The organism is Pseudomonas sp. CP4 (assembly GCF_047758505.1).
Classification (GTDB): Bacteria; Pseudomonadota; Gammaproteobacteria; order Pseudomonadales; family Pseudomonadaceae; genus Aquipseudomonas; species Aquipseudomonas fluorescens_AO.
Genome location: NZ_CP180489.1, coordinates 88,531 through 102,113 on the forward strand (window position 1 = coordinate 88,531; position 13,583 = coordinate 102,113).

The window sequence follows — 13,583 nt, forward strand, 5'->3', positions numbered from 1 at the left end:
CCCTGTCCATGGAATTGAGGTTGTGAAGGGCGCACGGGAACATGATTTTGTCTACCAGTCGGTTTATCGGTATCTGACAACGCTGATTGACGATGCCGGTGGGCATGCAGCAGTACGCATGCCCTCGTTACGCCAACTGGCCGACCGGCTGAATGTGTCGATTTCGACTGTGCAATACGCTTACGCGTTGCTGGAAAAAGAAGGCCGGGTCTATTCCATAGCCAAATCAGGTTATTACGCTCAAGCGCTTTACAGCCTGGACGCGCCCGGTGATGGCAGTGATCTGCTGGAGACCGTTTACGTTAACGCGAGACGTCCCGGGATGTGTGTTTTGAGCGCTGACGAACCGGCATCGCTACAACCGCTGGACAGTCCTTTGATGACGTTGGAGCGTGAACTCTTGCGCCAATACCCTCGCCAGCCTCAGACCCTCGTGCAGCCTTGCGGGGAACTGGAATTGCGGGTTGCCCTGGCAGCGCGGTACACCTGTTCGACGGCGAATTATTGGCATGCCGATGATGTTTATATTGGTGCTGATCTGCGCGGCGTTCTGGAAATCCTGATTTCGGTGCTTGAGTTGCGTGAAGCCGTCGTCGTGGTTGAATCTCCCTGTGACTGGGTGATTTTGCGTCTGCTCGAGTCGTGCGACGTGCGTGTGATCGAATGGCCTTCGCTGGCCGAGGGCGAGGTGGATCTGTCGGCACTGGAAATGATGCTCAGGAACGAGCCGGTCCGTCTGGTGGTTTTGTCTTCAGTGTTGAGCCTGCCCCAGGGCTGCGGTTTTACCCAGGAACATCAGCAGGCAATCGCGAAGATGCTCGAGCGCTATGGCATCTGGGTGCTGGAAAACGATTGCTACAGCGAGCTTGATGAGCGCGCTGATTCGCAACGGTTACGTAACTGGCTGGATCCGGATCGCTTGCTGGTGTTTTCCAGCTTCGAGAAATTCATTGGTGCGGAAGCGCCATTCGGCTTCGTTCTGTCGCGGCATTGGCGCAATGAGTTGCAGCGGCATTTCCTGTTCCGTGCGTTTCGCCTGTCGCCCATTCGACAGAAAGCGATTGCCAGGCTGTTAAGCGGGGGGCGTCTCGATCAGCATCTGTTCGTGTTGCGACGCATGCTCGGTGAGCGCCGCTCCTCGTTGATCCAGGTATTGCGTGAACGGTTGGGCGACGCGCTGCAGATTGTCGAGCCACAGGGCGGGGCGACGGTGTGGGTGCGTTCGGTGCGACCGGTCGACATGGCAAATGTCTTCCGGCGATTGCTCAAGCAACAAATCATCGTGGCGCCGGGTGAGCTGTTCAGTCTGCGAGGCTTGCATGCCGATCATCTGCGTTTGAGTGCGCTGAATCACGGCGAGCGGGATTTATCAGGTGTCATCGGTTTGCTCGGCGATGCCTTGCGCCTGTCTGGGGCTCGATAATGTTAAAAAACATCGGAAGTGTTTCGGATACATCCCGTCGCACGGTGGTCAAACTGCCAGTAAACTGCGCAGCATTTCCTGAACCACTTCGATTTCAGAGGTTTTTGCATGACACTCAGTCCTTTTGCGGGCAAACCGGCACCGGCAGAACTGTTGGTCGATATCCCGCGACTGGTTACGGCCTATTACACCGGCCAGCCTGATGCATCGATTTCGACCCAGCGAGTGGCGTTCGGCACCTCCGGCCACCGCGGCAGCTCCTTCGATTTGAGTTTCAACGAATGGCATGTCCTGGCCATCAGCCAGGCGATTTGCCTGTATCGCGAAGCGCAAGGCATCACCGGCCCGCTGTTTGTCGGCATCGACACCCATGCATTGTCGACCCCGGCCGGCGCCAGCGCACTGGAAGTCCTCGCTGCCAACGGCGTCACCGTGATGATTGCCGAAGGCGACGAGTACACGCCGACTCCGGCGATTTCCCACGCCATTCTCTGCTACAACCGCGGCCGTACGTCCGGCCTGGCTGACGGCATCGTCATCACGCCATCGCACAACCCGCCACAAAGCGGTGGCTACAAATACAACCCTACCAACGGTGGCCCGGCCGATACCCACATCACCAAGTGGATCGAAGCCAAGGCCAACGAATTGCTGGCGAACAAACTGGCCGGGGTCAAACGCATCAGCTATGAGCAAGCGCTCAAGGCCAGCACGACCCATCGCCACGATTATGTGAACACCTACGTTGCCGACCTGATCAACGTTATCGACTTCGATGCCATCCGTGACGCCAAACTGCGCCTGGGTGTCGATCCGCTGGGCGGAGCAGGGGTGCGCTACTGGTCGGCCATTGCCCAACACTACCGTCTCGACCTGGAAGTGGTGAATAAACAGGTCGATTCCACGTTCCGTTTCATGACCGTCGATTGGGATGGCCAGATCCGCATGGACCCATCGTCCAGCCACGCGATGCAGGGCCTGATTGGCCTGAAAGAACGTTTTGACGTGGCGTTCGCCTGTGACCCGGATCACGACCGCCACGGTATCGTTACGCCGTCCGGTGGGCTGCTCGCACCAAACAATTATCTGGCGGTGGCGATCGATTACCTGTTCCAGAACCGCCCGCAATGGCGCGCTGATGCCGCTGTCGGCAAAACCGTGGTCAGCAGCGGCCTGATCGACCGCGTTGCCAAGCGTCTGGGCCGTCGCCTGTACGAAGTGCCGGTCGGTTTCAAATGGTTCGCCGACGGTCTGTTCGATGGCTCGCTGGGTTTCGGTGGTGAAGAGAGCGCTGGCGCTTCGTTCCTGCGCAAGGATGGCGGCGTATGGAGCACCGACAAGGATGGTCTGATCCCAGCGTTGCTCGCCGCCGAAATGACAGCGCGAACCGGCCGCGATCCAAGCCAGGCCTACCGCGCGCTGACCGACGAACTGGGCGAGCCGTTCTCGGTGCGTGTCGATGCCAAGGCCAACCCGGAGCAGAAGGCACTGTTGAGCAAGCTGGCGCCAGAGCAGGTCACCTCGACCGAACTGGCAGGCGAGAAGATCCAGAACATTCTCAGCCATGCACCGGGCAACGATCAGGCGATTGGCGGTCTGAAGGTCATGACCGAAAACGGCTGGTTCGCCGCGCGTCCTTCGGGCACCGAAGACATTTATAAAATCTACGCCGAGAGCTTCATCGGCGATGACCATCTCAAGCAACTGGTGGCCGAAGCGCAAACGTTGGTGGATGGCGCTATTTCCACTAAATGATGCGCACATGAAAAAGGGCAACCGTAATGGTTGCCCTTTTTTGTTGCCTGTAGATCAAGCCAGGTCGACCAGTACGATCTCGCTGTCCTCGATCGCCGTGACCGTCAGCACTTGCTCGTGGGCCACCGCCACACCGTCACGCGCTTGGGCACGCAAGCCATTGACCTCGATCACGCCAGTGGCCGGAACCAGATAGGCGCGACGTCCCTCGTCCAAACGGTATTCGGCTGTTTCACCGGCCTTGATGTTGGCAGCAACCAGCCGTGCATCGGCGCGAATGTGCAGACTCTCATCGTCGCCAGCCTTACCGCTGGCCAAAGTGACAAAGCCTTCGCGCTCGCCTTTGGGAAACGGCTTGGCTCCCCAGGAGGGCGGTGCACCGGTTTCGGTCGGCAGAATCCAGATCTGGAAGATCCTGGTTTCCTGGTCTTCCAGGTTGTACTCGCTGTGAGCGATGCCGGTGCCGGCGCTCATCACTTGGACATCGCCGGCTTCGGTACGGCCCTTGTTGCCGAGGTTGTCCTGGTGCGTGATCGCACCTTCACGCACGTAGGTGATGATTTCCATGTCGCGGTGCGGGTGCTGTGGGAAACCGGTGCCTGCGGCGATGATGTCGTCGTTCCACACGCGCAGGTTGCCCCAGCTCATCCGCTGCGGATCGTAATATTCGGCAAACGAAAAGTGGTGATGCGCGTCCAGCCAGCCATGATGGGCGCCGCCCAGCGAGCTGAAGGGTCTGAGTTCAAGCATGATCGTCTCCTAATAAGGGTCGTCAGGGGGCGGACCCCGTGGTTGATGACGACGATCATCTATCAAGCAATCATCGATAAAAAGCGCAAAAACTGCTGCATCATGATCGAGTAATTAGATGTGACAGCGGCTCGAAATCATTTCATCGGACTTTCAATTCGTCGCCTAAACCGATGACCTGTAAGCATTTCGCTAGAACTGAACGGTAAATCCAGACACCATAGCCGCCACAGCCTCACACCCTGGAGTCCGTCAGCGTGGCGCAACACACCCCCGATCTTCCTCCTGAACTTCGTCCACTGGCCGAGATGCCCTGGTTCAAGCGTCTGGCCGCGCGATTCTTTGGTCACGGCCTGACAAAATTGCGCGCCCAGCACCGGGCATCGTGGCTGCACGGGCAAGCCGACGGATTCCGCAGTGGCCACACCGCTGGTGTCGAATACGGTTTCAAGGAGGGCAAGCTTGAGGGGCTGGAGGAAGGCCGCCAGGTGCTGCTGATTCGCGACAGCCGCAACACCGAGCATCGCCCGCCCAGCGTCGATACCAACCTGTTTGATGACTGGCGCCTGCCACTGACGGCGGAGCTGAAGAAGCGCATCAAGGCTGACGTCGCCCGTTTGCTCCCGGCCCACGCCCAGCCCAGCGCTGCGCAATGGAAGATGATCTTCAGCGATACGCCGTCCACCTCGGTGGTGGCCGGCGCCGGTGCCGGCAAGTCGACCACGCTGGTGCTGCGCATTCTGTTGCTCAGCCATTATCTGGGTTTTGAGCTGGATTCGATGACCGTGGTGACCTTCACCCGCGAATCACGCAAGGACTTCATCAACAAGCTTATCGAGATATTCACCCTATGGGGCCAGCCGCTTAACCCCAAACAGGCGCGCGAACTGGTGCGAACCTTTCACTCGCGCATCCTGCCGATGGTCCGCAGTCTCCCGGGTTTCGAGCGCTTGCAGGCGTTCGAAAATCTCAGCGATCGCCCGCAAAGCGGCGCAGAGGAGGTCGACAGCAATCCGTTTGACCTGCGCATCAATGATGCGCAGCGACAGCAACTCAATGCCTGCTATCACCGCCTGTTCAACGAGGACGAGCGTTTCCGCCAGTTGATCCAGCCGCTGTCCCGTGCCGGGTTGCAGTTAAAGGAACTGGAGCGCGACCATCCCGATGTGCAGAAACGCATGGCGGTCACCGAGCTTGCGGCCAAGCGCGACGAAGAACTTTGCGATGTCATCGAGGACCTGTGGTTTCGCGCAGGGGCGTGGCCCATCAAAGGCATCGAGCCGAATCGGCAAACATTTGAAATCAACGGCTCGCGTTTCCACGCTCACGGTTACATACCGAGCGTCGATACCTGGGTGGTGCTCGGCTTTGATCCCAAGGAAAACGCCCAGCTAACCCGACCCAACGCCAAGCTGAGTGTCCCCGCAGAGTGGGCGGTCAAGCGCACCCTGTTTCAAGCTTTCTGTCGTAAGCCATTGATATGGCTGGATAGTTACGAGTCATCCAGGCGCGTTCTTGCGATGTTGGCCGGAGATGCCAGCGCCGGTCCCGGCTTTGATTACAAGGTCAAAGGCGAGCTGGCTTCGGCACCATTGCTGGATTGTTTTGTCGGCGCAGCGGGCTTTATCGAAAACCTCGGCCTGGATGTGCCGGACGCGGTTAGTCGGATGAGCTTCGCCAAGGACGATCCCGATCGCTTTTTCTTCGAGGCTTTGAGCCTGTTCTGGCGCGCATTTGAAGATCACCTGCTGGATCAGAAACCGCCAGTGATGACCTACAACCGCATGTTTGCGCTGTTCAGTGAGCATTCGCCGGAAAACTTCAAGCTGCTCAGCGATGAGCTGTTGCGGCCGATGGCGCATCTGATGATCGATGAATTTCAGGATGTTTCGCCGCAGATCGTTTCGTGGATTCGCGCCAGCCTCAACGAGATTCGCAGCCGTGGCCCGGCCATGCACGTCGGGCGCGGGGCGCAGCGGTCGTCGCTGTTGTGCGTTGGCGATGACTGGCAATCCATTTACGGCTGGCGGGGCAGTTCGCCGAGCTACTTCATGGAGTTCAGCAAGGAATTCCCTTCACCCAGCACAACGCGGGTCATGCTCAGCGACAACTACCGCAGCCACCAGCACATCATCGACGCCGCCGAGCACATTGTCCGCGCAGCGCCGGCGATTGCGGGGAAAAAGGCCAGGGCCAGTGGTGAGCCCAAGCCGCTGCAGCCGGTCAATGTGCTTGAGCGCGATGATGAAGCGCTGGGTCAGCGCCTCGCCGAACACTACCGACGCGGTGACTCGATCTTGATGCTTTATCGAAGAAGCAGCGATAAATTGTTGATACAGAAGCATATTCAGTCGGTACTTAATGTGGATTCGAGCTTGCCTTATGAGGCGCGGCGACTGAAACAGCTGACCTATCACAGCGCCAAGGGTTTGCAGGCTGATGCGGTATTCCTGCTTGGTGATTGCCAGCATCTGACCAGTTCGCCGTACAAGAATCAGGTCTACCGTATGGCCGGGCTGGGCAAAACGGCTGACAGCGAGCCGTACGACAGTGCGCAAAAAGATGAAATCCTGCGCCTCGCCTACGTTGGCATCACCCGGGCCGTCAGCCATTGCTACTGGTACGTCGAACCGCAGGAAACCCAAGCGGTAAATATGCCGAGGGCGTCGGATCGGGTCGCCAAGAACAAACCTTTCTTCGTCGATCATCGAAGCGAAAAAGCCAGCGCCTGACCAAGAAAAAGCCCGCATCGCTGCGGGCTTTTTATTTTAAATCAGGTGGTTATGCGTAGTTCTTGAGAGATTCCGGAGGAGTGAAAGCTTCCAGTTCATCTTCGATGGCTTCGATGATGCGCTCGACGTCCGCCGCGTTCATCACCGTTGCGCACGGAATGCCGGCGATGGCGATCATGGTTTCGCCGCTGGCACGATCAAACAGCCGGGCGATCATGCTGCCCGGCGCATCCATCGTCGCCTCGAATCCCATGGGATGAAAATGCCAGCGCATCAGCTGGCAGGCGTTGGGAAAGGTGACTTTGCTGGACCCTTTGTTCATGGTGTTGCCCGCCTGCTTCATCGAGCGCTTCCTTTTGCTCATGTTAGGTGGGAAGAGCCTTCATTGGCTCAACCAGTGCTTGAGCTTTAAAAGTAGCATCCGTGTGTGAAAAAACTGTGAGTTTTTTCAGTCCGTTTAGCGATTGATTCGCATTTTTTGATGTAAGTCACTGGCTGATCGATTATCGCCAAAACGCCACCATGGATTTTTCATTGATGTGGCAAAGGAAGTTGGGCAAGCTCGGTTCTTTTTCGCCGAGCCGCTTATGCACGCCGATGACGACGGCCCAGAACAGACCCAGGCCACGGCCGCCACGGTCATGCGCTATCACCTGAGCTGGAAGCATCGGGATCTGGACAGCGTCATGGCGCTCTATCACGCCGACATCCAGTACAACGACTTTTTTCAGAACCGCGTACTGGCTCTGGATGAGCTGCGTGAATATGTGCGCGTGAGCATGCCGCGAGAATCCGACGAACTGCTCGAGCACTGCGATCGCATTCGGGTGGATGGCAACACCGCGTTCATTCAGTACGAAGTGACCTTGCGCGGCGGCGATGGCCTGGTGTCGTTTCGGTCCAGCGAAGCGATCACGGTCAAGGACGGCTTGATCTGGCGCGTCAATGAATACGCCTCGCTGGTGCGAACCCACGCCGATGGCAGTTCGGCACCGAGTCAGCGTCCGGCGGTCAGTCGCCTCGGTCTGTCACCGCGCCAACTGAGCTTCATGGCCGAAGACCTTCAGCAGTATTTCGAAAAGCAGCAACCTTATCTGGATCCTGAGCTTGACCTGCAACGGGTGGCGAAGGAGTGCGGGTACAGCCGCAATCAGATTTCCTATCTGCTCAATCAGGTGCTCGGGCAAAGCTTTTATCGCTACGTCAATCAGGCGCGCCTGCAGCATTGGCTGCGTGCGCTCAATAGCGCCACGCCGCCGTTGCGTGTCGACGAGCTGGCGTTTGCTGCCGGCTTCAATTCGCTGTCAGCGTTTTACAAATGCTTTCGCGAGCACACCGGTCAGTCGCCCAAGGCCTACGCCAAACAAATTTCTCTGCGGGCACGCGCGCAAGACAGCCACTGAAGGCAGCCACTAGGATCGACGCCATCGAAGGTTTTCAGTGGCGGAGTCTGGCATGTCGGCGTGGCGCACGATCAGTTTGTGGATGAATCAGCTCGAAGAGCCGCTGCTCGCGCGGCCTGCGCTGGAGCAGGACCTGGACGTCGACGTTGCAATCATCGGCGCCGGTTATACCGGATTGTGGGCAGCGTACTACCTGAAAAAACACGCGCCAGGCCTGGATATCGCCATCATTGAGGCGCAAACCGCCGGGTTCGGTGCATCCGGGCGCAACGGCGGCTGGCTCATGGGTAACTTGCTGGGCGAGGATCGCTTGCTCGCAGGCTTATCGCCGCAGCAGCGCAGGGCGTCGTTCGATCTGCTGCACAGCATTCCCGATGAAGTGGAAATCGTCCTCGAGCGCGAGGGCATCGACTGCGATTACCGCAAGGGCGGGGTGCTGTATTGCGCCGCGCGTTACCCAGAGCAGGAAGCCGTTCTGCGCGATTACCTGAGCAAGCTGCACGCCCAAGGCCTGACGGACGACGATTACCGCTGGCTCAGCCCCGAGCAACTGGCCCAGCAGATCCGCGTGGCCAAGCCCTACGGCGGCATCTTCGCCCCTCATGTCGCGACCATTCACCCAGCGAAACTGGTGCGTGGCCTGGCGCGGACCGTGCAGAACATGGGCGTGAAAATCTACGAAAACAGCCCCGTTACTCACTGGCAACCCGGCAGTTTGCGGACCGCCAAAGCCAGCGTGCGCAGCCGTTGGATCGTCCCGGCGGTGGAAGGTTATTCGGTGACCTTGCCGCCACTTGGCCGTTATCAATTGCCGGTGCAAAGCCTGATTGTCGCCACCGAGCCGCTGTCCGCTGCGACCTGGGACGAAATCGGCCTCAATCGCGGCCAGGCCTTCAGTGAATTCAGCCGCCAGGTCACCTACGGCCAGCGCAGTGCCGACAACCGCCTGATTTTCGGCGCCCGTGGCGGGTATCAGTTCGCGGGCAAGCTGCGTCACGACTTCAACCTGACCCGCGACGAAGTCGAACTGCGCCGCTATCTGTTCGGCGAACTGTTCCCGCAACTGAAAAACGTGCAGATCACCCACGCCTGGGGCGGCAACCTCGGCATGTCGCGGCATTTCAAGCCACACATGCTCTGCGATCGGGCCAACGGCATCGCGTTATCCGGTGGCTATGGCGGCGAGGGAGTGGGTGCCAGCAACCTTGGCGGCCGGACGCTGGCCGATCTGATTCTTGAGCGCGACAGCGAGCTGACCCAACAACCGTGGGTGCTGCCCGACGGCGGCATTCATGCGCTGCGTGCCTGGGAGCCAGAGCCATGCCGCTGGCTCGGTTACAACGCGATCATCAAAAGCTTCGTGCACGAAGACCAGACCCTGGCCAATCCCGCGACCGCACCCTGGCGGCGCAAGCTTGCCAGCCGGGTTGCCGGGTTCATGGAAGGTTTCATGCACTGAACGTCGTTTACCTCAATAAACAGGACACGCCATGAGCATCACCCAGTTCAAGAACACCGCCACGCTCAAGCTCGAGGAATCCAATCCGGTCGCCGTGCCCCTGGGCGAGCCGGTCGCAATTGCCTCGACCACCAGCGTCGAGCGCGACGACGGCGTTGAAACCGGCGTCTGGGAATGTACTCCCGGCCGCTGGCGGCGGCAGATCACCGCGCAGGAGTTCTGCCATTTCATTTCCGGGCGTTGCACGTTCACCCCCGACGGTGGCGGCGAAACCCTGCACATACAAGGCGGCGACGCACTGATGTTGCCAGCCAACACGCTCGGGATCTGGGATATCCAGGAAACCGTGCGCAAGAGCTACGTGCTGATTTTCTGATTGTTCGATCCTTTGATTGCCTGCCAACAAAAAAAGCCCATACAGGAATCGCCCCATGATCCAGAAAACCCTCGCATTGGCGCCGCTGCTGCTGGCCGCTTCCGTCAGCCACGCGGCCGAGACGGTCAAGGTCTACAACTGGTCCGACTACATCGCTCCGGATACCACAAAGAATTTCCAGAAAGGCACCGGCATCGGCGTTACCTACGACGTCTACGACAGCAACGAAACCCTCGACGGCAAGTTGATGACGGGCAAATCCGGCTACGACGTGGTTTTCCCGTCGAACCATTTCATGGCGCGGCAGATTCAGGGCGGGGCGCTGAAGAAGCTGGACAAGAGCCAGTTGCCGAACTGGAAGAACCTCAACCCGGCGCTGCTCAAGGCTTTGCAGACCAACGACCCGAACAACGAGCACGGCTTCCCGTATCTGTGGGGCAGCACCGGTATTGGCTACAACATTGCCAAGGTCAAAGCGGTGCTCGGCGACAATGCACCGGTGGATTCCTGGGACCTGATCTTCAAGCCCGAATACATGGAAAAGCTGCAGAAATGCGGCGTGGCGATCCTCGACAACGGCCCGGAACTGCTGCCGGCGGCGCTCAACTACCTCGGCTTGCCGCACCACAGCAAGAATCCCGAAGACTACAAAAAAGCCGAAGCGCTGCTGATGAAAGTGCGCCCCTACGTCAGCTACTTCCATTCCTCCAAGTACACCAGTGATTTGGCCAATGGCGATATCTGCGTCGCGGTCGGGTTTTCCGGCGACATCCTGCAAGCGGAGAACCGCGCCAAGGAAGCGAAGAACGGCGTCGAAATCGGTTATGCGATTCCCAAGGAAGGCGCGGCGATCTGGTTCGACATGGTCGCCATGCCCGCCGATGCACCGGACGAAAAGGCTGGCTACGCCTTCATGAACTACCTGTTGCGCCCGGACGTGATGGCGGGAATCACCAACTACGTGCATTACGCCAATGGCAACGAACAGGCGGACGCGCTTATCGATCCAGCGATCAAGAACGACACCAAGGTTTACCCGAGCGCGGAAATGATGGGCAAGCTGTTTGCGCTGGAAGCGATGCCGCTGAATATCGACCGGATTCGTACGCGGGTGTGGAACAAGATTCGCACCGGTAGCTGAGTTTCAGGCCAATATACAAGACTCCTGTGGGAGCGAGCCTGCTCGCGAAGCGGTTTGTCATTCGACACTTATGTTGAGTGGCTTGGCGTCTTCGCGAGCAGGCTCGCTCCCACATTCGTTATTCGATGGATCAGAATAGTTGATATCAAAGTACTGGCACCGCTGACTGAAAGTGTGACTTGCGCAACAAATCCGAACTTACCGATATTTAATATTTAAATAGAAAATCGTCAGACGATTCCCGTTATCTCAGCAACTAAAAACTATCTTTCCTTCCCGCGCGCTTTGTTTACGGCAGTTTCCACAGTCCACCAAATTGGATCGCAAAAAAACTCTTTACGACAGATTTCAAATTGTGTCAGGTTCGTTACGCCTTCATTGGGCGAGTGATAGGACGATCTCGCCAAGATCGTCCTGTCGGACAAAAACTGTTCCATTGCTAAACAAGGAAGTGTGTTTATGTCGAAAGTTAAAACCAATGCTGTTGATTCCGCCGAACAGGCTTTCCAGCTGGCTGCCTTCAGCTCGGCGTACAACCAGATCAATAGCTTCAGCCATCAATACGATCGGGGCGGCAACCTCACGGTCAATGGCAAACCCTCGTACTCCGTCGACCAGGCGGCTACGCAATTGTTGCGTGACGGCGCTGCCTACCAGGACAAGGACGGCAGCGGCAAGATCGAACTGACCTATACGTTCCTGACCTCGGCTTCGAACAGCACGATGAACAAGCACGGAATCAGCGGGTTCAGTCAGTTCAGCGCGCAGCAGCAAGCCCAGGCCAAGCTCGCCATGCAGTCCTGGGCCGACGTGGCCAATGTCACCTTTACCGAGAGAGCCTCGGGCGGCGACGGCCATATGACCTTCGGTAACTACAGCGGTGGCCAGGACGGCGCTGCGGCGTTCGCCTATCTGCCAGGCACTGGCGCTGGCTATGACGGTACTTCGTGGTACCTGATCAATAGCGGTTACACGCAAAACAAGAACCCGGACCTGAACAACTACGGGCGTCAGACCCTGACCCACGAAATCGGCCACACCCTGGGCCTTGCTCACCCTGGCGACTACAACGCCGGCAATGGCAACCCGACCTACAATGACGCGACTTACGGCCAGGACACCCGTGGCTACAGCGTCATGAGTTACTGGAGCGAGAGCAACACCAACCAGAACTTCAGCAAGGGCGGCGTCGAAGCCTACTCGTCCGGCCCGCTGATGGACGATATCGCAGCGATCCAGAAGCTCTACGGCGCCAACACCACGACCCGCACAGGTGATACCACCTACGGGTTCAATTCCAATGCCGGTCGCGATTTCCTCAGCGCTTCGTCGTCGAGCGACAAAGTGGTGTTTTCGGTGTGGGATGCCGGCGGCAAGGACACCCTGGACTTCTCCGGTTTCACCCAGAATCAGAAGATCAACCTCAACGATGCTTCGTTCTCCGACGTGGGCGGCCTGGTCGGCAACGTGTCGATTGCCAAGGGCGCGATCATCGAGAACGCGATTGGCGGTTCGGGCAGCGATCTGTTGATCGGCAACAGCGTGGCCAACGAGCTGAAGGGCGGTGCCGGCAACGACATCCTCTACGGCGCTGGCGGTGCCGACAAGCTGTGGGGCGGCACCGGTTCGGACACCTTTGTGTTTGCCGCCAGCTCGGACTCCAAACCAGGTGCGATCGATCAGATCCTCGATTTTGTCAGCGGTCTGGACAAAATCGACCTGACCGGCATCACCAATGGCGCGGGCCTGCACTTCGTCAACAGCTTCACCGGTTCCGCCGGCGATGCGGTATTGACCTCGTCGGGCGGCAACAGCCTGTTGTCGGTGGATTTCTCCGGGCATGGCGTGGCTGACTTCATCGTCAGCACCGTGGGCCAGGCAGCGACCAGCGACATCGTGGCGTGATGTGAAAGGAAAGCGGCGCCCAAAGCGTCGCTTTCTTTACTTGCAACGGTAGGCGCTGTACGCAACGCTACGGGTTGGAGCGAATTTTCCCATGTTCAATAGAGCTTTTACCTACGCGGCATCGACGTGGCTTTCAGTGGCGCTGGTTACGATTTCAGGAGCAACAGCAATGGCAAGCAGCCTCAGACTCGAAGAGCCTTCCGTGTTTGCTGGACAGTGGCAGGCAACGCTGTCCGCAACGGTCGATGAACGACAAGCGCAAAAGCTCCAGGACAAGCCGTCCAACAGTTGCAGCGTCGAACTGCTCGCCAACAAGACCCTTGGTCAGGGAGCAGAGTGTCTGGGCGCTTGGTTCGAACACGTTCCGATCGGCTGGTTTCCTGATCCGGACGGCTTATCGATCACCGGTCACGAAGGCTCAAGAATCGGGTTTTTCAGCCGACAACGTGATGGGTTGTATCTGGCGACTTTGAAGTCGGGGCTGATCGTCACGCTGGAACGTACGGCGCCCGACAACTGATCTGCCCTTGTACATACCCATACGGTTATAGCGATCAGTCGTACGGTTATAAAGGCAAATAAAGTCAACTGCACTGCGTTAATCAGCGCTAGTTGTTATGAAAGTGTAAATGGGCGCCG

The 13,583-nt window shown here is 58.3% G+C and carries 11 protein-coding genes; 9 read left to right on the forward strand and 2 right to left on the reverse strand.

Annotated features, from left to right (window positions below; genetic code table 11):
• Positions 1-22: 22 nt before the first annotated feature.
• Positions 23-1,423: a PLP-dependent aminotransferase family protein gene (locus ACMYUN_RS00355; protein WP_415762386.1), complete on the forward strand. Its 1,401-nt coding sequence runs from the start codon at positions 23-25 to the stop codon at positions 1,421-1,423.
• A 108-nt stretch (positions 1,424-1,531) separates the two neighbouring features.
• Positions 1,532-3,178, forward strand: coding sequence for a phosphoglucomutase (alpha-D-glucose-1,6-bisphosphate-dependent) (gene pgm, locus ACMYUN_RS00360; RefSeq protein WP_415762387.1), 1,647 nt, complete (start codon positions 1,532-1,534; stop codon positions 3,176-3,178).
• A gap of 54 nt (positions 3,179-3,232) precedes the next feature.
• Here pgm and ACMYUN_RS00365 read toward each other — a convergent pair whose 3' ends face one another.
• Entirely contained in the window at positions 3,233-3,928 is a 696-nt protein-coding gene (locus ACMYUN_RS00365) for a pirin family protein (RefSeq protein WP_039761539.1), read from the reverse strand.
• A gap of 257 nt (positions 3,929-4,185) precedes the next feature.
• Between ACMYUN_RS00365 and ACMYUN_RS00370 the strand changes: the two genes are divergently transcribed.
• Complete coding sequence (locus ACMYUN_RS00370) at positions 4,186-6,660, forward strand: UvrD-helicase domain-containing protein (protein WP_415762389.1); 2,475 nt, start codon at positions 4,186-4,188, stop codon at positions 6,658-6,660.
• A gap of 49 nt (positions 6,661-6,709) precedes the next feature.
• Here ACMYUN_RS00370 and ACMYUN_RS00375 read toward each other — a convergent pair whose 3' ends face one another.
• Positions 6,710-6,982, reverse strand: coding sequence for a DUF1652 domain-containing protein (locus tag ACMYUN_RS00375; RefSeq protein WP_415764010.1), 273 nt, complete (start codon positions 6,980-6,982; stop codon positions 6,710-6,712).
• Positions 6,983-7,247: 265 nt separating this feature from the next.
• Here ACMYUN_RS00375 and ACMYUN_RS00380 point away from each other — a divergent pair, with 265 nt between their 5' ends.
• From ACMYUN_RS00380 to ACMYUN_RS00405, 6 genes are all read left to right on the forward strand, one after another.
• Positions 7,248-8,063, forward strand: a complete 816-nt coding sequence (locus ACMYUN_RS00380; RefSeq protein ID WP_039761537.1) for a helix-turn-helix domain-containing protein — start codon at positions 7,248-7,250, stop codon at positions 8,061-8,063.
• A 52-nt stretch (positions 8,064-8,115) separates the two neighbouring features.
• A complete protein-coding gene (locus ACMYUN_RS00385) occupies positions 8,116-9,522 on the forward strand; it encodes an NAD(P)/FAD-dependent oxidoreductase (RefSeq protein ID WP_415762391.1) in 1,407 nt (468 codons plus the stop codon).
• 31 nt (positions 9,523-9,553) lie between these two features.
• Entirely contained in the window at positions 9,554-9,898 is a 345-nt protein-coding gene (locus ACMYUN_RS00390) for a cupin domain-containing protein (protein WP_039761535.1), read from the forward strand.
• Between the two features lie 55 nt (positions 9,899-9,953).
• Positions 9,954-11,039 (forward strand): polyamine ABC transporter substrate-binding protein, encoded by a 1,086-nt coding sequence (locus ACMYUN_RS00395; protein ID WP_415762392.1) that lies wholly within the window; start codon positions 9,954-9,956, stop codon positions 11,037-11,039.
• A gap of 459 nt (positions 11,040-11,498) precedes the next feature.
• On the forward strand, positions 11,499-12,944 hold the full coding sequence (locus ACMYUN_RS00400; RefSeq protein ID WP_415762393.1) for a serralysin family metalloprotease: 1,446 nt from the start codon (positions 11,499-11,501) through the stop codon (positions 12,942-12,944).
• A 91-nt stretch (positions 12,945-13,035) separates the two neighbouring features.
• The gene (locus tag ACMYUN_RS00405; RefSeq protein WP_152641573.1) at positions 13,036-13,464 is read left to right on the forward strand and encodes an AprI/Inh family metalloprotease inhibitor; all 429 of its coding nucleotides are present in this window, start codon (positions 13,036-13,038) and stop codon (positions 13,462-13,464) included.
• Positions 13,465-13,583 lie beyond the last annotated feature (119 nt).

Coding starts and splice junctions, on each gene's coding strand:
- ACMYUN_RS00395 (WP_415762392.1), top strand. CDS start 9,954: ATGATCCAGAAAACCCTCGCATTGGCGCCGCTGCTGCTGGCCGCTTCC.
- ACMYUN_RS00375 (WP_415764010.1), bottom strand. CDS start 6,982: ATGAACAAAGGGTCCAGCAAAGTCACCTTTCCCAACGCCTGCCAGCTG.
- ACMYUN_RS00385 (WP_415762391.1), top strand. CDS start 8,116: ATGTCGGCGTGGCGCACGATCAGTTTGTGGATGAATCAGCTCGAAGAG.
- ACMYUN_RS00380 (WP_039761537.1), top strand. CDS start 7,248: ATGCACGCCGATGACGACGGCCCAGAACAGACCCAGGCCACGGCCGCC.
- ACMYUN_RS00400 (WP_415762393.1), top strand. CDS start 11,499: ATGTCGAAAGTTAAAACCAATGCTGTTGATTCCGCCGAACAGGCTTTC.
- pgm (WP_415762387.1), top strand. CDS start 1,532: ATGACACTCAGTCCTTTTGCGGGCAAACCGGCACCGGCAGAACTGTTG.
- ACMYUN_RS00365 (WP_039761539.1), bottom strand. CDS start 3,928: ATGCTTGAACTCAGACCCTTCAGCTCGCTGGGCGGCGCCCATCATGGC.
- ACMYUN_RS00390 (WP_039761535.1), top strand. CDS start 9,554: ATGAGCATCACCCAGTTCAAGAACACCGCCACGCTCAAGCTCGAGGAA.
- ACMYUN_RS00405 (WP_152641573.1), top strand. CDS start 13,036: ATGTTCAATAGAGCTTTTACCTACGCGGCATCGACGTGGCTTTCAGTG.